Source organism: Roseivirga sp. 4D4 (genome assembly GCF_001747095.1).
GTDB lineage: Bacteria > Bacteroidota > Bacteroidia > Cytophagales > Cyclobacteriaceae > Roseivirga.
In genome coordinates this window covers 3,043,834-3,067,146 of record NZ_MDGP01000001.1, presented here as the reverse complement: position 1 = coordinate 3,067,146, position 23,313 = coordinate 3,043,834, and the positions used below count along the sequence as shown (strand labels likewise).

Below are 23,313 nucleotides of genomic sequence, written 5' to 3'. Positions count from 1 at the left end.
CTTGCAATAGATAAGTAGTTCCACCCTATGCGTTTATATCGATTGAAATGGGCTTTATTTTTAGCCCTAATTTTTTCCACTCACCTTATCATAGGACAGTCGCTACCTGATTTCTCCTCGGTTAATATTTCAGAGCTTTCGGATAAGCAGTTAGAACTGCTGATTCAAAGAGCGAATGCTGCTGGGTATTCCCAACAAGAGCTGCTACAATTAGCTAAAGGCCAAGGAGTTTCTGTTGAAGACATTGCAAAACTAAATAACCGTATAACGGACTTTAAGAGTAAGAGAGTTTCACCTGTTTCTTCCTCTCCAATTAATGATAGCAGGCTTAGAAAGGCATATCGAGATTCTTTGGATAGGGTAAGTACCTTAAGGTCGGAAATATTCGGTTTGGATGTCTTCAGTAATAGCTCTTTGCTATCTTTTCAAAATAGCCTCAATATCCCGACTCCTGAGGATTATCGATTGGGGCCAGGAGATGAATTGTTTATAGATGTTTATGGACAGTCAGAGAGTTACTACCAATCAGAGATAAATCCTGATGGGACTATTATACTGGAAAATGTCGGTCCCATAAGTATCTCGGGCCTTTCTATTAACCAAGCCAAGGCAACTGTCAGACGTAAACTAGGAGCCGTTTACCCAGGTTTAATAGGTGATAAACCAAATACATTTCTATCCATATCCGTGGGTCAACTCAGAACTATCAGCATCAGTGTTGTCGGTGCGATCCGAATACCAGGGACGTACAGTATGAGTTCTTTAAGCACAGTATTCAATGCCTTGTATAATGCCGGAGGAGTTACAGAGAAAGGAACGTTGAGAGAGATCAGAGTCTTCCGTGATAATAAGTTAGTCAGTGTCATTGATGTTTATGATTTTTTGGTAAACGGTAATTCCAAGGGGAATATTAGGCTAGAGAATAATGATGTTGTAATTGTTGGGCCTTATACCAATAGAGTGACATTATTGGGTGCTGTTAAAACGCCTGGTAAGTTTGAACTGAAAGAAAATGAATCGCTTGAGACCTTATTAGGTTATGCTGGAGGCTTTTCTGAGAATGCCTATTCGAATTCAATCAAAGTGAATCGAATTATTGATGGAGAAAGAGTAATTGCCGATGTTAGCTCCAATCAGTTTGAGGTTTTTAGTCCTAAGGCTGGAGATATTTTTGAAGTTGAGGAGGTATTGGATCGTTATAAAAACCGAGTCATTATTAAAGGGGCTGTTTTTAGGCCTGGTAATTATTCTATTACGGAACAATCCACTGTTAAGTCCATAATTGAAGAAGGATTTGCAATAAGACCAGATGCTTTTTTAAACCGTGCCTTTATTCTGAGAACCAAAGAAGACCTAAGTACCGAAACCATATCTTTCGATCTTGGTAGATTATTAAAAGGTGATATACCTGACATTAAACTTCAGAAGGAGGATGTGTTAAATATACTTTCCAAAAATGATTTGAGGGCGGAGAAGTACATTGAGATTTCTGGAGAAGTCAATAACACTGGGATCTTTGCTTATTCCGAAGGGATGACCTTGCGAGATGTTATTTTATTTGCAGGAGGTTTTAAAGAATCCGCGACTGGCAAACGCATAGATATCAATAGAAGAGTGACTGATGAGTCTGAAGTCAATTTTGACCTTTCTGAAGTTCTAATTGTCGATACGGATTTGAATTTTTTAAATACTGGCAGTAATGCTTCTTTCAGTATTGAGCCGTTTGATCATATAGTTGTCAGGCGTAACCCTAATTTTCATCGCCAAGAGTTTGCGAGTATCGAAGGGCAAGTTCTCTACCCAGGAAAGTATGCAATCAAAAATCATGGAGAGAGAATTTCGGATATACTCACCAGAGCTGGTGGATTAAACAATTATGCTTTTGCAGAGGGTGCCACTTTAATTAGAAGAACTGAGTTTTTTGAAGAAGAAACTGATATTGAACAGCAAATAGACGATTTAGTCGAATTGCAAAAAAGGCTTCAGATTGAACCTGAAACATTGACAGAGTCCGAGTATTTGATGATCGCTAGAGTTGAAGAAAACCTTACAAGGCTGGAGGAACAAAATGAAAGCAATCAGTCATTGTCTAATTTTGCCAAGAGAGAAAGACTCAAAGAGATACTTGAGAAGAACTCGCTTTTAGGGAATTCCTCGTTTAAGCAGGCAGAGGCGATCGGTATAAAGCTTGATGAAATTTTAAAAAGACCCGGTTCTCCTGCAGACCTTCTATTAGAGGAGGGAGATGTCTTGATTATCCCAAAAAAGACTGAAACAGTTCGGTTAAGAGGAAAACTACTCTATCCTACCACTGTGAGGTTCGAGGAAGGTAGGTCTCTTAAGCATTACATAAACAGTGCAGGCGGCTTCGATAACCGAGCCAAGAGAAACGGCACTTATGTAGTATATGCAAATGGTTCAGTGGCTAGAACCAAGAAATTTTTATGGTTCAGGTTTTATCCCAAGGTTGCTAGAGGTGCGGAGATTATTGTTCCCGCTAAGCCGCTTAAAATCCCACTTAGAATCCAAGACGTTGTGGCTGTCACAAGTGGTTTAGCTACATTAGTTCTTGTAGTAAATCAAATTACCAGCTCAAACTAATTTAGGTATACTATTAATCCAATGGAAACGCCTACAATTGGAATAATAATCATTAACTGGAACTCCTTTGAGTTAACACATGATTGTTTGAAGTCCTTGGAGAATGTCCACTACAGGGCCATCTCGGTCATTTTGGTAGATAATGACTCTTCAGATAATTCATTGGAGTTATTGAAGACCGCACACCCTTGGATTGTTACTGTAGAAAATACTCGGAATCTCGGGTTTACAGGTGGGAATAATAGCGGGATTAGAAAGGCACTTGAATTGGGTTGTGACTATGTAATGTTGTTGAACAATGACACTAAAGTTGAGCCAGACTTTTTGAATATTTTGTTAGCGAAAATCGAATCTGACTCGAGTATTGGTGCTGTCCAGCCTAAGATTTATTATGAGTCGGATCGAAACGTGATTTGGAATGCTGGAGGAAAGTATAATCCTTTATTTACCCGTCCAACACCAATCGGTGAGAATAAAATTGACGATGGATCCTATGAAACCACAAAACCTACAGACTGGATTACGGGATGTGCATTTTTAATTCGGAGTTCGGTCGTGAAAGAAGTCGGATTAACCAGTGAGCTATATTTTTATGGTTGTTTCGATGATGTGGATTACTCCATGGAAATCCGTAAAAAGGGGTATCAGTTGTACTTTTGTGCCGATTCCAAAGTTTATCATGCAGTAGGGATGGCTTCTAAGTCTGAAAAGGAGAATCCTGAGGGAGTCTTGAAGCCCTTCTTTCACTACTTGGCAACAAGGAATAATTGGTTTTTCATTAGAAGGCACGTCAAGAGTATTTATATAATTCCAACCTTGATTTATCAGATATACTCATTTCTGGGGCATATTGCATATTTTACCTTTAAAAGGAGATTTAGAAAGCTAAGGGCCTATCTTCATGGTTTTTTTCACGGTTTTACTAAACCCTTAGATGAAAGCAAATTAAATCACATCTCCTATATTCAACTGTATAAATGAACACTTTAGAATTATTTGATATACAAAGGATTATAGATAGTCAGTCTATTTATGAAAATGCAGAACCCTTTCCGCATCTAATTCTGGACGAGTTTTTACCTTTTAATTTGGCAGAGGATTTATTTTATGATTTCCCGAGTATAGGTGATACTAAGTTGTTCGAATACAACAATCCACTTGAAATAAAGAAAGCTCTGAATGATTGGAACTCTTATCCACCAGTTACTTATCAATTTCTTCAATTCTTAAACTCAGAGCCTGTTGTAAAGGCTTTGAGCAAATTGACGGGTGTACAACTTTATCCCGATAATGGATTACATGGAGGAGGCTGGCATATGCATGGTAGTGGGGGTAAGTTAAATCCACACTTGGATTATAGCATTCATCCTAAATTGGGTTTGCAGAGAAAGTTGAACCTGATAGTTTATTTGACAAAGGATTGGGAGGAAGACTGGGGAGGTAGCCTAGGGCTTTGGTCTCATGATGAAGAAAAGGGTTCACCTAATATTCTAAAGACGGAAGTACAAATCAAGTTTAACAGGGCTTTGTTGTTTGATACAACCTGCAACTCATGGCATGGTATTTCAAGACCAGTGAGCTGTCCTCAAGGATACTCCCGTAATTCAATAGCGGTCTACTATTTAGCAGATCCTGTGGAGAATGCTCCAGAAAGATCTAGAGCGCTTTATGCTCCGACTGAAGACCAAAGGGATGATGAAGAGATTCTTGATTTAATTAGGAAAAGAGTCGATGTCAAGACATCAAAATCAGTTTATAAATAAGTTTCTAGTTTTGTAAGAAAGGTATTGAATTGTGAATCAAGAAGAAAATCATATTGAAGAAGAAAAGATATCACTAGGGCTCTTAATTCAATGGTTTTTCGACTGGGTTAAATATCTTTTTTCTAAGTGGTTGCTTATCGGTATTGGTACTGTTTTGATCCTTATCCTGATAGTCGCATACAATTATCTTAAACCCAAAGTGTACTTTTCCAAAACAACCTTTGTTCTTGAAAACGAAAGTACTTCAAGTTTAGGTGGAATATCTTCTTTAGCCTCTGTGGCGGGCATTAATTTGGGCTCCATTACTGACGGGAATACACTTTTTCAGATAGACAATATTCAGGCGCTATATAGGTCATTTAATATGATTCAGAAGACTCTTTTGTTCAGTTATGATTTCCAATCCGGTAATGAGCAATTAATTAGTCGTTTGTCCAGTGTATTGGAATTGAATGATGATTTAATAAAAAAAGACCTGGACTTAGATAGTTTTAAGTTACCTAGAGAAGATTTTTCACGGGCACAGGATAGCGTTTTGTTTGAGTTATCTCTGTTGGTGCAAGAGCAGTTTTTGCATGTGGCTAAACCAAACAGAAAGACCTCGATTTTGGAGATTGGCTTTTACAGCAAAGATGAAGAGTTGGCCAAGGCGTTTAATGAAATTCATGTTAGAAATGTAAATCAATTTTACCAACAGACTAAAGCTAAAAAGGCGAGTTTAAGTGTAGAGGCACTTACTAAACAGGCTGATAGTGTAAGAACTGCTTTAGATGAGTCGTTGCTTTTTTTGGCACAAGCCGAAGAGAGCGTCCCGAATCCTAACCCGCTTTACAGAATGAGTCAAGTTCCTTATCAGAAGGCATTGATTCAGGTACAGGCGAATGGTGCTGTTTATCAGGAGATAGTTAAACAGTTAGAAATTGCTAAGATTTCTTTACGCAATAATACTCCTTTGATTCAAGTGATTGATATTCCCAAATACCCACTTCAACACAACCAATGGAAACTTTTCAAAACACTTGTTGTTGGCATTGTTGTTGGTTTGGCTCTAATGCTTCTTTACTTTACCTTAAAGCGTATGTTTAGTATCGCTTTGAAAAATTAGTTTTCAAAGTGAACAACTTTTAGCTAAAAACTTGCGCTTTTTAAAACAGGTACATTCCAAAAACTTTATTAACCTATCTCTCAATCAAGGAGTCAATGTACTTGTAGCCCTTGTGGTGACTCCATATGTCTTTCAGACTTTGGGCGAGGATGTTTTTGGTGTGATTAACCTTTCTCTTTCTATAGTGATGCTTTTCAGCATTCTGGTGAATTATGGCTTTCACCTGAATGGTCCCAAAAGACTGGCGCTAGTGAGACACAGCTTAGAAAAGAAGGAAGTTCTGATTAACGAAATACTTTGGACAAGACTTTTCGTTGCTGTTCTGTTGTTCTCTGTTCTTTTACTGTTAATAAACGTTTTTGGTGTATTTCATCGGCAGTCCGTCATATTACTGTTTTCCACCATAATTCTCTTGAACGAGGCCGTTTTCCCAATGTTTATTTTGCAAGGACTGGATAGAATTTCCTGGCTGGCTTACGGAAATGTTGTTACAAAAGTCATATATGCTTTTTCCATTTATCTAATTCTAAGATCACCTACTCAGGCCAAATGGGTCAATTTTCTATTTGGAATGAGTGCCTTCATGGTGAACGTAGTGTTGTTACATTTAATTTATAGGGCAGAAAAGATAAAGCTGAGACCACCAACCTTTAGTGCGTTGCAAGTTAGGTTTCGAGAGAACTTTCACTACTTCCTCTCTACGATTGCAGGTCATATTTCTATACATGGGGGAGTAGTGATTCTAAGTAATTTTATTTCGGATTTTCAATTGGGTCAGTATGCGTTGGCGCAGAGAGTGGCATTCTTATTAAGATTGGTACCTATGTTCATTGTGCAATCTATACTTCAACAAGCAACAAGAATGTATCATGAAGACAGAGTTAAGTATCACGCCTACCTCTCAAAGGCGTATATTACAAGTCTGGCAATTACACTATTCATAGGAATAAGCTTTTCTTTAGGAGCTCCATATGTCATTCGAGTTGTTGGAGGAGATTATATTGATTTCAGTGCAGATTTACTCCGAGTAATGTCCTTTATTCCCTTTATGAGTGCTCTTAACGTGAAGAACATAACAAAGATTTTGGCTACTGAGCGGAAGTCTGAATTGGTCAAGGCTACTTGGGTTACTGCCTGCTTTATGGTATTGGCATCATTAATTGGTAGTTATTATTATGGTGCCATGGGCCTAGCTTTTGCTCTTCTACTGACAGAAGTAATTAACTTTGCTGCTCATGGCATGATGCTGAGGTTATCAGCAAGTCCAAATTTTTAACACCCTATAGAGTTGAGCATTGTTGCTTCCTTATTACTAATTGCGTATGCTATATTCTATATATACATAGCACAACAGCTTCTGAAGGCTGATTTTAAATACCTACTTTTTTACTGTATACTGATTTTGCCGGTTTATTCCGTTTTCTTGAATATTATTTATGTAGGTTTTAAAGTCCCAGTTCTTAACCAGATTTTACAGTATTCTAAAGAGGTTCTAATCTTTGGTGGAGCAATTATGATTCTTTTTGGCTCTCAAAATCATATAAAGAGGCAATGGAAATTAGGCTTATTGGATAAAACTCTCTTTCTATTTACACTAATAGCTATAGCCTATGCCATCCTTCCTGTTGGCGAAGCAGCATTCATCAATAAGATTGTTTATCTGAAGAATGTGTTACTTATTCCTGTCTTTTATTTGTTCGGGAGAAATACAAAATTGACCTATGCCGATTGGAATACAGGTTTTAAGCTCTTCTTGGGACTTACTCTCGTTACGACAATAGTGGTTGTATTTGAGAAGATGGTAGGCTATCACTTACATGCATTCATCGATTCCGCACTCTATCATAGAGAAATGAAGGACATCGATTTAAAAGGAGTCTTTGGTATTGGCTATACATTTGAAGCGCAAGGTGGTAAACCTCGGTATGCATCTCTCTATGCTAATCCTTTGGAGCTTTCAGCTTCAATGCTTCTCTTGGTGTCATATACCATTTATCAGATGGTAAATTCTAAAAATAAAACCAACAAGCTGATATACTTTTTCTTTCTTGTATTAGGTCTCCTGAGCCTTTTATTTGCTTATTCTCGAGCCACTTTCCTGGCATTTTTTGTGATGCTAGTATTTGTGGCATTTCAGCTAAAGTATTATCGTATAATTCTGAGTACATTCGTCTTAGCTTCAGTTTTTGGTCTTTACTTTATGTTTCTAGCTTCTGACGAGCTAAGATATTTTGTCATTGACACAATTACTTTTCAGAACTCTTCAAGTTTGACACATGTTTTGGATTGGCTGGAAGCAATTGATAGTATGATCAATAATCCATTTGGTATAGGTTTGGGAACCAGTGGAAATGTTGGTGGGGTTGAGAGTGACCTAATAGTTGGTGGGGAAAATCAGTTTTTAATCTATGGAGTACAAATGGGGTTCTTAGGTGCCTTTATTTATTTCCTTGTCTTGTTCTTAGGAATCAAACACTGTTTTGCTTATCAGCGCACCTTAGGCTCTAATGAGGAAAAAATGGTTCCTTTCATTGCCGCCTCTGTTAAGTTTGGACTTTTGCTACCGCTCCTAACAGCTAATGTGGAGGCTTATCTCTTTATTTCATTAGTAACATGGTGGATGATAGGCCATGGAGAGGATCAGTATATTGATAGCAAAAAACACGTACAATATAGTAATCCAATGAGTCGGTTAAAACTAAAATCAGATTGAAAAGAGACGTTCGTATCACTCAAATTTCATGTATTTATCAGACTTTTTCTTTCTACCTAAGACACGATACAGAGGTCTTTGAAGCGGTTTCAGAAACTGGAGAGCATCTTTAATAGGGTGTACTGAGTGCTTATAACTTGCTTTAAAGGCTTTTTCAGCGGACTCATTAACCGTAGTATTCCTTTCTTTACCACCAATTTTAACGAGAGCAAAGCCGCCCCACATTTCCCTATAAGTATCGTTTTGCCAAAACGAGCCTTGAACATAATCTAACTCGATGTATTCAACATGATTATACTTGGTATAATCGATCATCTTCATTCCTTTGCGAGATCTGGGGTTGAAACTATCATGAATTAGAACAGTCAGATCGTTTTTGTGAGGGTACTCTAAAATCGCTCTCAAATCTCTATAAACTCCCATTTTTGAGTGATCACCATCAACCAAAATGAAGTTGAGTTTTCCCCCCTTGTTTTCAATGGTTTTAAAAAGGTCGGGCAATATTTCAGCAGACTTCCCTACCGAGAAGCTAACATTATCAAATTTCTCCTTTAAGGTTCTTTTTGGTTCATTACTGATGTCTATTGAGTAGACCTTCCGTGAATATTCACTTATTACTTGTAAACTCCCTCCCCTATATGTTCCTATTTCTATGGAACAATCTGGCTTTAGATGTTCGAGGAGACCAATTAGAGTATATTTCTCAGCTCGAGACATCTCCCAGTCATAGTCTGAGTTAGGTAGAAAATTTGAAAAAAATGGGCGACCTGAATCGAACTGCTGATCTGACATTAGTAATTACTTTGTAAACTGATTCGAAGATAAAGGAATACTTATTCAATGGTGGTATTGATAATGAGTGATTTTTTATGAACGGATACTTAGTAGATGACTTGATAAAAAAGAGATTTTATTCTATCTAAGGAGTTTTTATGGATATCAGCTGTGAGAAGCTTAGTTTGATGCCGAATAGTATATAATCCCATATATATTGAAAATACTACAGGTCCATAATATTTTTATCGGTAAAACTGGAGAAGAGACCGTTTTGGAAGAGGAAAGGATTATACTCGAGAAAAATGGGCATCAGGTAGTCCAATTTTTAAAGGATAATTCGACTTTGAGTTCTGCTAATGTTTTTGCAAAAGCAAGATTATACTCCAACCTAAGGAACTCCGAAATTGTAGCCAAAGAGCTAGAGTTATTGATAGAAAAGGAAAATCCTGATATCTGTCACGTTCATAATACATTTCCATTAGTCACACCTGTGATTTATAGAGTCTGCAATGAGATGAATGTGCCGGTTGTGAAAACACTTCATAATTATAAAATGGTGTGTACTAACAGCTTAATGTTTAGGAAGGGTGCTGTGTGTGAGAAATGCTTGAATAAGTCGTTTTACAATTCAATTAAGTATAAGTGTTATAGAGATTCCTACCTGGCCACAGCCATTCAAGCAAATGTACTTCAGCATCATAGGAATTCTGAGACATGGTCACGAAGAGTAGATGCTTTCTTTTGTTTAACAGAGTTCCAGAAGGACCTGTTGGCTTCTGGAGGGTTGCCAGCGAGTAAACTATATGTAAAGCCAAATTTTATTAAGAGAGATAATTCAACGGTTACTTACGATGATTTTTTTCTTTTTGTAGGTAAGGTTGATGATTACAAGGGGCTTCAAGACCTTCTGTATTTATTCGAAAGAAACATTAGGTCGAAATTCGTAGTGATCGGCAAAGCCGACAATCAAGACATCTTTAATGAGTTTAACAATGTAGATTATCTTGGCGAACAAGGAAGGGATGTGGTCTTGGATCACATGAAAAGATGCAGGGCGGTTATATTTCCGAGTTTGTATTATGAAGGTATGCCGATGGTGATTTTAGAAGCATTCTCGAATAGCAAGGCTGTAGTTTCGAGAGATCGAGGAGCAATGAGTTCAATGATTATTGAGAACTACAATGGCTTGAAATATGAAGATGTAGATAAGCTCGTTGAGATTGTTGAAAAGCTAGATGCTGAAAAGTCTATATCTATGAGACTTGGTGAAAATGCATATCTCGACTACCAGAATAAATATACTGAGCAGAAGGGTTATGAAAAATTGATAGGGCTTTACTCTTTAGTAATTAAAAAGAAGCAACGTTGAATAGGTTCATTTGATAAAATGAGAGTAAAAAGGCCATATAGCATTCAAGAGCATTTTTCTGCGTTGAGAAAGGTATTTATTACAAGGCTTTCCTTATGGCTACTTAAATTTTATAGGCCTAAGAAGTTGGTTGTAATAAGAGATGGCGGCTTAGGAGATTGCATAATGGCGACTTCAATAGTCAATGCTCTGAGAGAAAAATATATTGAGAGCAATTTGATCGTAAGTGCGAGCTACCCTGAACTATTCTATGACTACGAAACTGCTAATCACTCATTCCTTACTTTCCCAGTCATTTGGCTTAGTTATACATACTATGATTTTATTCCATGGGTAAAGAATGAGCCTTTGCACTGTGCTCATATTATGGCAAAACTGGCTGGTTTAGGTAGTGAGTTTAAGTACAAGCCTCAATTAGTTGTTAATGCCTTAGATCATCAAATGTTTTTTAATAAGCACATAGCGTCTAAGAACTATATTGTGATTCAACCTACAGCTGGAGGCTGGCTCAAAGAAAAGAATTGGAAGAAGACTGCATGGGATGAGCTCTTGGAAGAGTTAAAGAAAGATTATGAAATAGTCTATCAGATAGGTACCGAAGCTGATCCAGCGATCGAAAATGCAATTGACCTGAGAGGTAAGACAACAATTTATGAGAGCTTTCTACTGGTTAAACATGCACAATTGCTTGTGGGAGTCAATTCCTTTGCTGAGCAAGCCTCATGGGCCTTTAATACCAGCTCGGTTATTCTTTATGGCCCCACCAACCCGATGTACTCCTTGAACCCTAGTCAATTTGCGGTATTTTCAAACCAAGTTACCTCTTATGACATAATGAACACTAAGCGATATGAGTTTCCATCGATAGAAGAAGTAGAGCCTATTACAGTATTAGAGGCTATTCGGCAAGCAGCCCCAATTGAGTAAATGCTCTAAATGATTAATTAAGTATAGATGTTAAAAAATGCCCTTTTGGTATGAGTTCTACTTTTAGAAAGTATAAACTATTTGTTCCAGAATATGCCGATGTAGATTACAATTCTGCTTCGGAAATTATTATCGATTACGCCTCGAAGAGAAATAGTTTCGGAGTGTCAGCGCTAGCTGTTCATGGCTTGATAGAGAGCCTCGTGAATGTAGAGTTAAGAGACGTAATCAATAAAATTGATTTAATCGTTCCTGATGGTCAACCAGTGAGATGGGCGCTAAATAGTTTTTATAAATTAGGAATGAAGGAAAGAGTATATGGACCAGAACTCACACTTTGGGTATTGAAGAAAGCCAATATTGAAGGTTTGAGTGTATACCTTTATGGAAGTACTGAAGATACATTGACAAAGCTCAATGCCTTTATACAAGAGGAGTTTCCAAACGTGGTGATTTGCGGAATGCACATTGATCGGTTTAGAGATGCTTCAGATGAAGAGGATAAGGAAGACATTGAGAAAATCAATGAGAGTAAGGCCAATATAGTCTTAGTAGGCAGAGGTTGTCCAAGACAAGAGTTTTGGGTAGCAGATCATAAAGGCAAAGTAAATGCAGTGATGATGGCGGTTGGTGCAGCTTTTGATTTTCATGCCGGTACCCTAAAACAAGCACCTAATTGGATGCAGGGTATGGGTTTAGAATGGTTATATAGGCTGTTCCAGGAGCCAAAAAGACTTTGGAAAAGATATCTCCTGACCAACTCAATGTTTATTTACTATTATCTTAAATTCAAGCTATTAAAAAAAGATCCTAGTCTTTAATGTTACTAAGTCAAAAGATTGACACAGCGATTGACGTTGTTGAACAAGATGTTAAGAATGTCAGCTACTCGCGTGATATTGAATATTTCCGTTATCATAAACAAAGGTTTCGGAAGTTGGCTACAAGCGTCTCTGAATTATTGCCGCAGGGAGGTAAAATACTAGAGGTAGGAGGTCATTATCTTCAAACGGCATCTATTCTTTCTGAACTTAATTTCGATGTTGAGTCTGTTGACGTCTCAGCCTTTTGGGAGATGGATTTCGTAATCCAACGAAGTAAGGACTTTGAGATTAAAGGGATTACTGAAAATAACCTTCAACATTTTGATCTTAATAAGAATCTTTCTGGGGATTATGACCTAGTGATTTTCACAGAAATTCTGGAGCATATAACATTCAATCCTATTCGGTTTTGGAAATGTATTTATAATCAACTAGCCGATGGAGGGTATATTTACATAACAACCCCAAATGCTTTTTCTTTACCCCATCTAGTCAGAGCCCAATTCAACTTGCTAAGAATGAAATCTTTGGGTATTAAGGTTGACGAAATATTTTCGGAAGTGACTTATGGGCACCACTGGAAAGAATATTCAGCTAAGGAAATTAAGTACTACTTCAAATGCCTTTCGGAAGACTTCGATATATCTATCAACTACTTTAGCTATGGTACTCAAAAGAGTACTGGTTTTAGAAATGGTATTTGGAATAGCTTACTGTATATAGGCTCAATTACAAAGTTTTTGGCTTCAGGTTTAGAAGCTGTGGTTCAAAAGAAGTCTACTGATCAAGGGTTTAATCTTAAGACTCCCAGCTATTAAAGGTTTAGAAAGTATAGAGGATTTTGAAGTCTAGGTTTAAGTTGTTCCTGTCTTTTCCTGGCCTGTATTGAAAAGGAGAACCGTTGGGGTCAAACCGAACTTCCCACTGATAATTAAGTGAGTGCGTATAAAAAGCAGACACTGAAATTAACATTTTCTGATACTGAAAATCTAAGAAGCCATATATGTTATAGTCTACCCAGTATCTGGTGAAGTCAGTGGAGAAAGCCGCTGTCATAAAGTCGTTATTGTGCACACGCCTTTCAATAGCTCCTCCTATTTTTTTCAACCCTTTCAGCCAAGATAGTTCCAAGTACTGTCCATTTCCACCAGGTCCAAGACCCGATCCAAGGACCTCTCCATTGTTCGTATATCCATCTCGTACACTACTATGATGATACCAAGCTCCTGCGTTTCTAGCAAACCGACTTTCAGTTTGTGACATTTGGGTCCATTCAAAATTGAACTGAAGATCAGCGTCTGGATCGGAAGTTGGGAAGAGTTTATTAATGCCGACCGTCAGGGCACGCGAGTGATCTGTATCAACCAGTAAATCTCTAAGGTTGGCAGCTGCATCATTTTTGCCAAACTCGAAATAAAACTCGGCTTTTGAATCATACCAAATCCATCTTCCGAAGATACTTGCTGCTTGATCTCTAGCTTGTTCATCTAGTGTAACGTTGTTGTCATTGTTTCTGAATAGATTAGAAAATGCGGGGAAGTAATCATTGGTCTCTTTTACTGTCTCATAGTATTGCTGTACCCATCTAGTAATGCCCAGCGATAACCCCTTGATCCACTTAGGAGAATAAGAGAAAGAAACTGCTTGAAGATATCTCCAATCATCGGGTTTAGGTATGAAAGCAATAAAACCCCTAAAAGTTTGGTCAGCCGCAGGTGGATTATAATCAGAGGCTTCAAGTCTACCTGTGATAAACTGACCTTCAAAACTACCAATAGCTGTTTTTATTGGCCTTTGAGTATTCAAGGTAATATGGGCAAAGCCCTGAGCATTATGGCTCATCATTAGGCTGTTTCTTCTTGAGGGTCCCCACCAGATATTTTCTGTAGATAAACCTAAGGAAAGCCCCCATTTATTTAATCTTATACTTGACTGCCCTGGTAGGAGTTTATAATAACTATCTGTGCCATAGCGCTCGGGTTCGTCTATTTGATTCCAGAAGGCATATCTTGTTAGCCATGTACTTTCCCAATGCCGTGGCTTTTCGGGAAAGCCTTGATAAGCATTGTTTTCGGCAAAAATAAATTCAGGCTTTAGTTGAATGGACAGTGGTCCAAGTTCGGCATAAATGCCTGCACTTAAATAAGTTTGAAGACCTCTTGACCTTATCATAGCCCCATCATTTCTACTGTCAGGGTGATCATGGTCATATGCAATTCTAAAGTCTAAAGGAAGAAGTGCTACTTTCGATGATTTTCTTGAGTAAATTGGCTTGTAAATTCCTGACAATTCTTGTGGAAGATTCGTTTCATCAATACCATTTTTTGAGAAAACTATTGGTCGGTAATTGAAAGAAAAGGTGCTGTCGAAGCTTCCTTTCAACTGTTCACGTCTGAGGTAATCTTGAACTATTGCAGAACCTAACGTAACCGTTTGAGCGAATGAAGTAGCAGTTACAGCGTATAAAATGAAACCAATAAATGATTTTCTAAACATTACTCTTTCTTAAAGGTGCTTACAGATAGGTTATCGAGTGACCAGCTTTCATCACATAGGTTTCCATTTAATTTGTCATAAAAGGTTAGTACCGCAGTTCTATCCTTGTGAGGGAATACTAAATCCATTTTGTACATGGATGTTCCAGTAGGTGTATTAGACCACAAGCATCTTCCGTTGGTTAAAAGTGATGCTCCTTTTTTGGCGTCATTTGTAAGTGGAAATTGATCTGGAAATGACTGAGTATAACAAAAACCTGGAATACAGAGGCCATTTGAAAAAGTGGTTTCATAATAGAGGATATCGCTTCCCTTGAGGTTTTTTGCTGTGTCTATTTCTAATACCCATGAATCCTTTTCATCAAGAGCCTCCCCATCGAGATTTGCATTTCCTTCCCAAGAATCATGAACATAAAGGTCGAATGTCAAACGAATGAAATCATGCTCGGGCAAACTGGGCAAGTTCAGGTTGAAACCTCTTTTATTAAAGAAACCCATTACCCTATTACTCTCAAATATTGAGATAAAGACACCTTCTATACCTGTATAGTCTTCAGATTCGAAGTCATTGTTATAAACAGCAATTTCTGGCTTCAGACTAAAGTCTTTACACCCCATCAAAATGAGTACTAGTGCTATTATTAAAACTCTGGAATTCTGTCCTGACAATGCGATTTTATATAATCTATTTGCTCATTAAAGAGTCGAAAATAGGAACTATTTGATCATAGTGAAAAAGGAATTAAGTAATTCTTAGTCATACTGACTGATATAATACACAATTGGATTTTTTGATCTGGTAGAACACTTCTATATTCAGTGCAAATTTGTAAGCAGTGAAATCTATACTTGTCACAGGTTCTGGTGGACTTATAGGAAGTGAAGTAGTGAACTTTTTTGATCGTCTTGGTTGGAAAGTATTTGGGCTGGACAACAATATGAGGGCAGATTTTTTTGGAGTCAATGGGGATACCACCTGGAACATCAAACGGTTATCAATCGCTTGTTCAAACTATCAGCACTTTGAACAAGATATAAGAGATAGAAAGGGGGTAAAAGAACTTATTGCTCGATTAAAACCTGAGGCAATTGTCCATTGTGCTGCTCAGCCAAGCCATGACTTGGCTGCTTCAAGACCGTTTGACGATTTTGACGTCAATGCAGTAGGCACTTTAAACCTTTTGGAAGGATTAAGAAATTACTCTACTGAAATACCTTTTGTTCATATGTCGACAAATAAGGTCTACGGTGATGCCCCGAATAATCTTAATATCGTAGAAAATGAGACACGGTGGGAGTATGGGGATGAGACTTTTCATGAGGGAATTAGTGAGACTTTTCCTATAGATCAATCCAAACACTCAATTTTTGGAGCCTCAAAAGTAGCAGCGGATGTCATGGTGCAAGAGTATGGTCGATACTTTGGAATGCCCACTTGTTGTTTGAGAGGGGGCTGTTTGACTGGTCCCAATCATAGTGGTGTGGAACTTCATGGCTTTTTGAGTTATTTAATCAAGTGCAATTTAACGGAGAAGAACTATACCATTTTTGGTTATAAGGGTAAGCAAGTTAGGGATAATATTCATGCTTATGATGTTGCTCGTTTTATCGAGGAGTTTTTGATACAACCAAGGATTGGGGAAGTTTATAATTTAGGAGGGGGTAGAGAGAATTCAATCTCCATTCTAGAAGCCTTTGATTTAATTTCTTCTATTTCAGGAAAAAAAATGAGATATGAGTATTCAGATCAAAATCGGTCAGGGGATCATATTTGTTATATTTCTGACTTGTCAAAGGTGAAAGCACACTATCCCAGATGGTCAATAACCAAGGGTTTGAATTTGACCTTTGAAGAGATTTATCTTTCATGGAAGCAGCGATCCGCTTAACTAAACTTGAGAAATTGAATACAAAATTACTCTGTGCCCTTTTTCTGTTAACGATAGCTTCTTTTTCTGCTTATGCTCAAAGTTTTCCGAATAAAGACAGTTTAAATGTCAAATTTGCTATTGGTACTGCAACATCAACAGAGCCCAGCTTTCTTCCTTTCTATCTTGTGAACGATCGTTATGGCTTAGTCGATGAAGGCGATAATGTTTTTGTTCGAGGAAATTTGCAATATCAGAAAGATATTTTGGACCAGGTCGATTTCACAACAGGCTTTTCTTTCAGAAATGATCTCTTGAACACATACTTTCTCAGGCTAGATCATAAATGGCTATACCTGAGGATAGGTAGTCAGAAGGAACAGCGGGGAGGATTGGAAGAGTCTCTCTCAAGTGGTTCTATGGGCATTAGCAGAAATGCTCGACCAATTCCGATGATTTCCATAGGAATTGATGAGTATGTTGATGTTCCTTTCACCAATGGTTACTTCAAGACTAAAGGTCATTTGGATCATGGGTGGTTTGAAAGTGACAGGTACATATCAAATGCACTTCTTCATTCGAAGTCTTTCTATTTGAAGCTTGACTTGGAAGATGAGATTGGTTGGACCGCAGCTTCTGGTGTCGTTCATTTCGCACAATATGGTGGGATATCACCGCAAGGTGATCAACAACCAAGTTCTTTTTCAGATTTTCTGAGGGTGTTTTTGGGTTCAGGCATACCCAATCCTGATGGCACTACGGCTGGAGAAAGCAACGGCCTTGGCAATCATTTAGGTATTATAGAGACCACCGTCACGCACAGGTTAGGTGATCATAAGTTGACGATTAATTATCAAAAACCTTTTGAAGATCTGGGAGGCTTGCAGTATGTGAGTTTGACAGACTATCTTTTTGGTTTAGAATGGTCATTACCTAAGAAAGAGTCACCTGTTAACACAATTTACCTTGAGTACATTCAAACAAAATGGCAGGGAGGCCCTGGATTGCCTGACCCGACTAATGAAGTGCCTACTGAAACAGAGAATTTTGGGTACTCATTTGGAGGGCGTGATGATATGTATAATAACTGGCTTTATAGATCAGGTTGGACTTATGGAGGGCAAGTAATAGGGAATCCACTTTTTTTGACCCATGAAAGAGTCCAAGAGTTTCTTGGATCTTTTCCAGATTATACGGTTTCCATTGCCAGCAACAGACTCAGGGCTGTGCATTTAGGTTTCAGGGGCAAGGTAAGTTCAAAACTTGGGTATGAAGGTTTGTTCACATATACTCAGAATTTCGGGACATACGCTGGATTGTATGAAGGCCGTTTTGAGTGGGATGGTATAATAAATGATACAAGTTTTGATTATGTTTTTAGACCAATGAGAGAGCAGTTTTACTCTCAAGTTAAACTTGTCTACGAGAATGTATTTGATGATATGCCTATACACTTAGGGATAAGGTTGGCTTACGATTTTGGTGATCTTTATAATCTTTTTGGCTCTGAAATCTCTTTCGTCTATAATTTAACTAAATGATAAATCATACATAGTGTGGATAAAGAGCAAGGTTTTGTATTTTTGATTATATCATTTATTCAATTTCTGCTATCAGTTTGAAGTTTTTTTAAACAAAGTTGAAAAAGCGTTTTAATAAATATTTCCCACCCTTGTTCATAGCTGGAGAGCTTGTGATAGCATCCCTTCTCTTCTTTATCTCTTTGTACATAGCCTTTGGTTCTTTTCAACTTGTAAAACCATATACCCATGCTTTTTTGACTTATTTGACTATATGGCCGATTTTGTCATATGTAAGTCGCGATTTTAAGATTGGAAGAGCTGTTAGTTACTATAATACCTTTAAAAGGGCATTTACCAGTGTATTTATTTTCGTATCGATTATTTCTTTACTCTGGCTTTTTCTTGCCGAAAGTGCTATTGACAGACATTTTATCATGTCTCTTATTCTTCTGCTCTTTGTTTGGCTAACCATATATCGCGTCTCGGTTCACCTGATCCTTGATAAGTATCGCACTTTTGGTGGAAATATCAGAAATACAGTAATTATCGGTTATGACCAACTTGGCTTTAAGCTTTATGACCTTCTCATTAGAAAACCACATTATGGTATAAGATGTAAAGGTATATTCTCAGTCGATCGATCAGATCATACAACAAATGATTACCCCCTAGCGGGTGTCCTTGATGATTTTTTTAAGCTTGATTTATCTGAATTGGATTCGATTTACATAAGTGATAGACTGAATAAGCGTACCAAAGACAGTTTAATTCAATTTGCAGATAGTCATGCGAAGCGAATAAAATTACTGCCTGAGTTCAAAACTGATCTTCTAAAGACTTTTGTCTTGCGAAGGTACGAGAGTGTTGCGGTCATCGATATCAATAATTTGCCGTTAGATGGACTGGTAAACAGGATTGTGAAACGCTCTTTTGATTTGTTATTTTCCTTAATGGTTACTGTTTTTGTTCTTTCATGGATGTGGCCTCTTTTTGGATTAATCATAAAACTTGACAGCAGAGGCCCTGTCTTCTTTAAACAGTACAGAGAGGGTAAAGATGGGTCAAGGTTCCTTTGTTTGAAGTTTAGAACTATGGTGCTAAATGAGCATGCAGATACTATGTGGGCAGCCAGAAATGACCCCCGAACAACAAAATTTGGTTCCTTCCTAAGGAGAACTTCGTTAGATGAATTCCCTCAATTTCTGAATGTTCTTGTGGGTCAGATGTCGGTGGTGGGTCCCAGGCCACACCCAATCTCTTTGAATAATGCCTATAAGTCTAAAGTAGAAAAGTTCGCTAAAAGGCATGAGTCAAGACCAGGAGTGACTGGATTGGCTCAGGCTATGGGGTACAGAGGAGAGATCAACGAATACCATCAGATGAGTTCAAGAGTTAAGCTTGATAGGTTCTATCTACAGAATTGGTCATTCCTTTTGGATATTAAAATAGTGCTATTGACGGTTTTGGGTATTATGAAGGGCCAAGAAAAGGCTTATTAGTCTAGAAAGTTAAACTCTTGGTATACTGGAGTCGTAAACCAAAATTTCTCTGAGATCCAAAATTGGCTTCTTGATAATTGAGTGTGCTACCGAAACTTGCATAGCTTGATAGCTGGTAATTCAATGCGACATTGACAGCCCTTAATCTCAATGATGGGTCAATAACTTCAAACTTGGTGCCCTTGTTCTGAAAGTCAATATAGTTGACCTGATAGTTTAGCTTTCTAATTGATCCGCTGATTCCAATATTCACGGCATTAATGCTATTCTTAATTCTTGATGAGGAGGTTGACCCCTCATTTAAAAGTAAGAAAATTGGGTTTCCAATTACTTGATTATGATAAGACCACCCTGTTCTATATACGGAGTTATTAAAGAAATTGTCGGGTTCAAATATTGTGGTGCCGTCATCCGCTACTTTTTGTGCATTTTGGTTATTGGTTCTCACGACTTCTAACAGCACTTTCTTGATTAGTCTGCTATTCTTGAAATGAATAGAAGCCCCTATAAGGCCATCTCTCCAATTAAAAGGTGTCAAGCCTGATTTATCTTCCCATAAGAATTGCCAATAATTTGTCAATACGAAGCTTTTGAATTCAAAGCTCCCCCTTAAATCATAGCTACCGAGGTGATTTCCAAGTGCGTTTCGTTGGTCGGTCGATAGTGCATCACTACCTCCGGATGACCCTAAGAAAATTCTTGCATAGTTCTTAAGACCTGTTGGCTGAGTGCTTTCATTTTGCGAGTTACTCCCACCCCATTGTGCATTATGATTTAGTCCCCCTATTAACGTGAGCTTATTTTGAAATAACTTGGCTCTTAAGTAAAGGTATTTTTGGTGGAGCATAGCTTCACTTTGAAATCTATTTTGTTCAAACCAGCCATGAGCTAAATAGGCCTGGAAAGATAAATTTTTACCAAGTACTGGGCTTTTTTGCCAGCCGTTTGTTGATACCAACACCTTAGGAATGGGTCTTGCATTATTCCCATAGACTAAATTCCCAATGCTCAGTGTAGTATCACTAAGTCCGAAGAATTCCTCATCATAGCCCATTCTGAATCTGAGAAAATTTGTTTCAAAGCCAAAGTTGGCTTGAATGAATTTGCCATTAACGCGCTCGCGTATATTGAGAATTGACTCAAATTCCCAATTCAAATTGAACCCCTCAATCACTGGATAACTTCCACGGTAGTCTAAAATTTGGTAGTGTGAGTTGGCAGATTCAGCTGTAAATCGATTGGAATTGTTCGATTTCATCCAGAAAGGCAACTTGTCCTTGGCGCTTATCAAGACTCCTCCCTCAAATTTTAGGTTGTGTATTGCAGAACGACTGCTGTCACCTGCATATTCTTGGCTATAAAGACTTGAATAAGCAATAAATAATAAAAAAATAAGTCTAATTCTGACCATATACATTAGACTTCATTAACGTTAAAAAGGTTGTAAAGCTACTTGATAAATGAAGAAAAATTTTTGTGCTCAGTTTTGTGCAACTTCTCTTCAGGTAGTGATTTGAAATATTCGTATGTGATCTTTAACCCTACCTTGCGATCGACTTTGGCATCCCAGCCAAGTATTTTCTTTGCTTTGGAAGTATCTGGTTGACGCTGCATTGGATCATCCTTAGGTAGTGGTTTGTAGATTACTTTTTGATCGGTGCCAGTAAGCTTTATTATTTCCTCTGCAAACTGGGAGATGGTGATCTCATCAGGGTTACCAATATTGACCGGATAAGGATAATCGGACATCAACAGTCTGAAAATTCCTTCTACCTGATCATCTACATAGCAGAAAGATCTAGTCTGACTACCATCTCCAAATACCGTAAGGTCTTCTCCTCTGAGGGCCTGACCTATAAATGCAGGTAAAACACGTCCGTCATTTAACCTCATCCTTGGGCCGTAAGTATTGAAAATCCGTACTATTCTCGTCTCTAATTTATGATAAGTGTGGTAGGCCATAGTAATGGCTTCCTGGAATCTTTTCGCTTCGTCATAAACTCCTCTAGGTCCAACTGGATTGACGTTACCGTAGTACTCTTCCACCTGTGGATGCACTAATGGGTCCCCATAAACCTCTGAAGTCGAAGCGATAAGCATCCTTGCCTTTTTCACCCTAGCTAGACCTAACAAGTTATGAGTACCCAATGAGCCAACCTTTAAAGTCTGGATGGGTATTTTGAGGTAGTCTATTGGGCTTGCCGGGGAGGCAAAATGTAAGATATAGTCAAGTTTTCCAGAGACATGAACAAAATTAGACACATCATGATGGTGAAATTCAAAGTTTTCAAGAGGCATCAAATGCGCAATATTGTCTAGACTACCTGTTATTAGGTTGTCCATGCCTATCACTTCAAAACCCTCATTGACGAATCGATCGCATAGATGAGAGCCCAAGAAACCTGCCGCACCAGTAATCAGCACTCTTTCTTTCATGATCCTAGTTCAATCCAATGCCAAAGTAAGTATAACCAAGCTCCTTCATTTCATTCTGGTCATAAACATTTCGTCCATCGAAAATGATTTTATTCTTGAGAAGCTTACTTACCACAGTAAAATTCGGAATTCGGAATTCTGGCCACTCAGTGACAAGGAGCAATGCATCCGCATCCACGAGTGCTTCATACTCATCTTTAGTATAAGTTATTGTATCACCTAAATCTCTATGAGCTTCTTCCATCGCGACTGGGTCAAATGCCTTTATTTGGGCACCTAATCCCAGCAGTTGATTGATGATTACAATTGATGGGGCTTCTCTCATGTCATCTGTCTTAGGCTTGAATGAAAGTCCCCAAACTGCGAAAGTCATACCGCTCAAGTCATTTCCAAAGTGACTCTTAACTTTATTGACTAGAACGGATTTTTGGTCATTATTAACATCTTCTACAGACTTCAGAACACGCATTTGATATCCATTTTCCTCTGCAGTTTTAATTAAGGCCTTTACATCTTTTGGAAAACATGAACCTCCGTACCCTACGCCAGGGTAAATAAATTTTGTTCCTATTCGTGAGTCACTGCCAATGCCTTTACGAACCATATTAACATCTGCTCCCATAATCTCGCAGAGATTGGCAATGTCGTTCATAAAGCTAATCTTAGTTGCCAACATTGAGTTTGCAGCATACTTGGTCATTTCTGCTGAAGGTACATCCATAAATATCGTTGGGTGTCCATTGAGTAAAAATGGCTTGTAGAGTTTCTCCATAATTTTTTGAGCCCTTTCGGTCTCAACACCTACCACAATGCGGTCAGGTTTAAGAAAGTCTTGGATAGCGGCACCTTCTTTTAAAAACTCCGGATTAGAAGCCACATCAAAAGAGAGTTCGGAGTTTCTATCAGCTAGAGCTTGAGAAACAGTGTTTTTTACTCTTTGGGCAGTTCCTACGGGCACGGTACTCTTTGTAACCACTACAATGTAGTCGTTCATGTACTCCCCAACTTCTTTGGCTACTGCCAAAACATACTTTAAATCAGCGCTGCCATCTTCTCCGGGAGGTGTACCAACGGCAATAAAAACAGCTTCAGAATCTTGAATACTTTCTTTGAGGCTTGTCGAGAAATTGAGTCTACCTTTCTCAACGTTTTTCAAAACCATTGTCTCTAATCCGGGCTCATAGATCGGCATGACACCTTCTTTAAGGCCATCTATCTTTTTCTGGTCGATGTCCACGCAAGTAACATCTATTCCTACTTCCGAAAAACACGTTCCTGTGACTAATCCTACGTATCCTGTTCCTACTATCGTAATTTTCATCTTTGAATTATTTGATTCAAAAGTATCGTGAGGTTGTTTCTTTTATTTCAATAATCGCCCAAAGGTAATATTGATTCGTTAATTGACAGAAT

19 protein-coding genes are annotated in these 23,313 nt (G+C 38.1%); 13 read left to right on the top strand and 6 right to left on the bottom strand.

Going from position 1 to position 23,313, the window contains the following annotated elements:
• Window positions 1–27: 27 nt before the first annotated feature.
• From BFP97_RS13565 to BFP97_RS13540, 6 genes are all read left to right on the top strand, one after another.
• Window positions 28–2,601 carry an SLBB domain-containing protein gene (locus BFP97_RS13565; protein WP_069842938.1) on the top strand — a complete coding sequence of 858 codons (2,574 nt, stop codon included), beginning with the start codon at window positions 28–30 and terminating at the stop codon, window positions 2,599–2,601.
• A gap of 21 nt (window positions 2,602–2,622) precedes the next feature.
• A complete protein-coding gene (locus tag BFP97_RS13560; protein WP_069842937.1) occupies window positions 2,623–3,582 on the top strand; it encodes a glycosyltransferase family 2 protein in 960 nt (319 codons plus the stop codon).
• The gene (locus tag BFP97_RS13555) at window positions 3,579–4,364 is read left to right on the top strand and encodes a 2OG-Fe(II) oxygenase (RefSeq protein ID WP_083262562.1); all 786 of its coding nucleotides are present in this window, start codon (window positions 3,579–3,581) and stop codon (window positions 4,362–4,364) included. The genes BFP97_RS13560 and BFP97_RS13555 overlap by 4 nt, the downstream gene beginning before the upstream one ends.
• 31 nt (window positions 4,365–4,395) lie before the next feature.
• Complete coding sequence (locus BFP97_RS13550; RefSeq protein ID WP_083262561.1) at window positions 4,396–5,469, top strand: hypothetical protein; 1,074 nt, start codon at window positions 4,396–4,398, stop codon at window positions 5,467–5,469.
• 31 nt (window positions 5,470–5,500) lie between these two features.
• A complete protein-coding gene (locus BFP97_RS13545) occupies window positions 5,501–6,745 on the top strand; it encodes an oligosaccharide flippase family protein (protein ID WP_069842935.1) in 1,245 nt (414 codons plus the stop codon).
• Between the two features lie 291 nt (window positions 6,746–7,036).
• A complete protein-coding gene (locus BFP97_RS13540; RefSeq protein WP_139135306.1) occupies window positions 7,037–8,182 on the top strand; it encodes an O-antigen ligase family protein in 1,146 nt (381 codons plus the stop codon).
• A gap of 15 nt (window positions 8,183–8,197) precedes the next feature.
• Here BFP97_RS13540 and BFP97_RS13535 read toward each other — a convergent pair whose 3' ends face one another.
• Entirely contained in the window at window positions 8,198–8,974 is a 777-nt protein-coding gene (locus tag BFP97_RS13535) for a class I SAM-dependent methyltransferase (protein WP_069842933.1), read from the bottom strand.
• 199 nt (window positions 8,975–9,173) lie between these two features.
• Here BFP97_RS13535 and BFP97_RS13530 point away from each other — a divergent pair, with 199 nt between their 5' ends.
• The 4 genes from BFP97_RS13530 to BFP97_RS13515 all read left to right on the top strand — a co-directional run bounded on the left by BFP97_RS13530 (window position 9,174) and on the right by BFP97_RS13515 (window position 12,897).
• On the top strand, window positions 9,174–10,328 hold the full coding sequence (locus BFP97_RS13530) for a glycosyltransferase family 4 protein (RefSeq protein WP_069842932.1): 1,155 nt from the start codon (window positions 9,174–9,176) through the stop codon (window positions 10,326–10,328).
• Window positions 10,329–10,493: 165 nt separating this feature from the next.
• Window positions 10,494–11,255: a glycosyltransferase family 9 protein gene (locus BFP97_RS13525; protein WP_170827470.1), complete on the top strand. Its 762-nt coding sequence runs from the start codon at window positions 10,494–10,496 to the stop codon at window positions 11,253–11,255.
• Between the two features lie 50 nt (window positions 11,256–11,305).
• The gene (locus tag BFP97_RS13520) at window positions 11,306–12,076 is read left to right on the top strand and encodes a WecB/TagA/CpsF family glycosyltransferase (protein ID WP_069842930.1); all 771 of its coding nucleotides are present in this window, start codon (window positions 11,306–11,308) and stop codon (window positions 12,074–12,076) included.
• Window positions 12,076–12,897: a class I SAM-dependent methyltransferase gene (locus BFP97_RS13515; protein WP_069842929.1), complete on the top strand. Its 822-nt coding sequence runs from the start codon at window positions 12,076–12,078 to the stop codon at window positions 12,895–12,897. Before BFP97_RS13520 ends, BFP97_RS13515 begins: the two co-directional genes overlap by 1 nt.
• A 4-nt stretch (window positions 12,898–12,901) precedes the next feature.
• Here BFP97_RS13515 and BFP97_RS13510 read toward each other — a convergent pair whose 3' ends face one another.
• Entirely contained in the window at window positions 12,902–14,575 is a 1,674-nt protein-coding gene (locus BFP97_RS13510; protein ID WP_083262558.1) for a capsule assembly Wzi family protein, read from the bottom strand.
• Complete coding sequence (locus BFP97_RS13505; RefSeq protein ID WP_139135305.1) at window positions 14,575–15,243, bottom strand: hypothetical protein; 669 nt, start codon at window positions 15,241–15,243, stop codon at window positions 14,575–14,577. The genes BFP97_RS13510 and BFP97_RS13505 overlap by 1 nt, the downstream gene beginning before the upstream one ends.
• A gap of 167 nt (window positions 15,244–15,410) precedes the next feature.
• Here BFP97_RS13505 and BFP97_RS13500 point away from each other — a divergent pair, with 167 nt between their 5' ends.
• The 3 genes from BFP97_RS13500 (at window position 15,411) to BFP97_RS13490 (ending at window position 19,464) form a co-directional block, all read left to right on the top strand.
• Window positions 15,411–16,463, top strand: coding sequence for an NAD-dependent epimerase/dehydratase family protein (locus tag BFP97_RS13500; RefSeq protein ID WP_069842927.1), 1,053 nt, complete (start codon window positions 15,411–15,413; stop codon window positions 16,461–16,463).
• Window positions 16,464–16,477: 14 nt separating this feature from the next.
• Complete coding sequence (locus tag BFP97_RS13495) at window positions 16,478–17,983, top strand: capsule assembly Wzi family protein (protein WP_170827469.1); 1,506 nt, start codon at window positions 16,478–16,480, stop codon at window positions 17,981–17,983.
• Window positions 17,984–18,081: 98 nt separating this feature from the next.
• Window positions 18,082–19,464 carry an exopolysaccharide biosynthesis polyprenyl glycosylphosphotransferase gene (locus BFP97_RS13490; protein WP_069842925.1) on the top strand — a complete coding sequence of 461 codons (1,383 nt, stop codon included), beginning with the start codon at window positions 18,082–18,084 and terminating at the stop codon, window positions 19,462–19,464.
• Between the two features lies 1 nt (window position 19,465).
• On the opposite strand, the gene BFP97_RS13485 is transcribed toward BFP97_RS13490, so the two are convergent.
• The 3 genes from BFP97_RS13485 to BFP97_RS13475 are packed head-to-tail and all read right to left on the bottom strand — an operon-like array spanning window position 19,466 to window position 23,221.
• Entirely contained in the window at window positions 19,466–20,875 is a 1,410-nt protein-coding gene (locus BFP97_RS13485; RefSeq protein ID WP_069842924.1) for a capsule assembly Wzi family protein, read from the bottom strand.
• A gap of 38 nt (window positions 20,876–20,913) precedes the next feature.
• Window positions 20,914–21,900: a UDP-glucuronic acid decarboxylase family protein gene (locus tag BFP97_RS13480; RefSeq protein ID WP_069842923.1), complete on the bottom strand. Its 987-nt coding sequence runs from the start codon at window positions 21,898–21,900 to the stop codon at window positions 20,914–20,916.
• Window positions 21,901–21,904: 4 nt separating this feature from the next.
• Window positions 21,905–23,221, bottom strand: coding sequence for a UDP-glucose dehydrogenase family protein (locus BFP97_RS13475; protein ID WP_069842922.1), 1,317 nt, complete (start codon window positions 23,219–23,221; stop codon window positions 21,905–21,907).
• Window positions 23,222–23,313 lie beyond the last annotated feature (92 nt).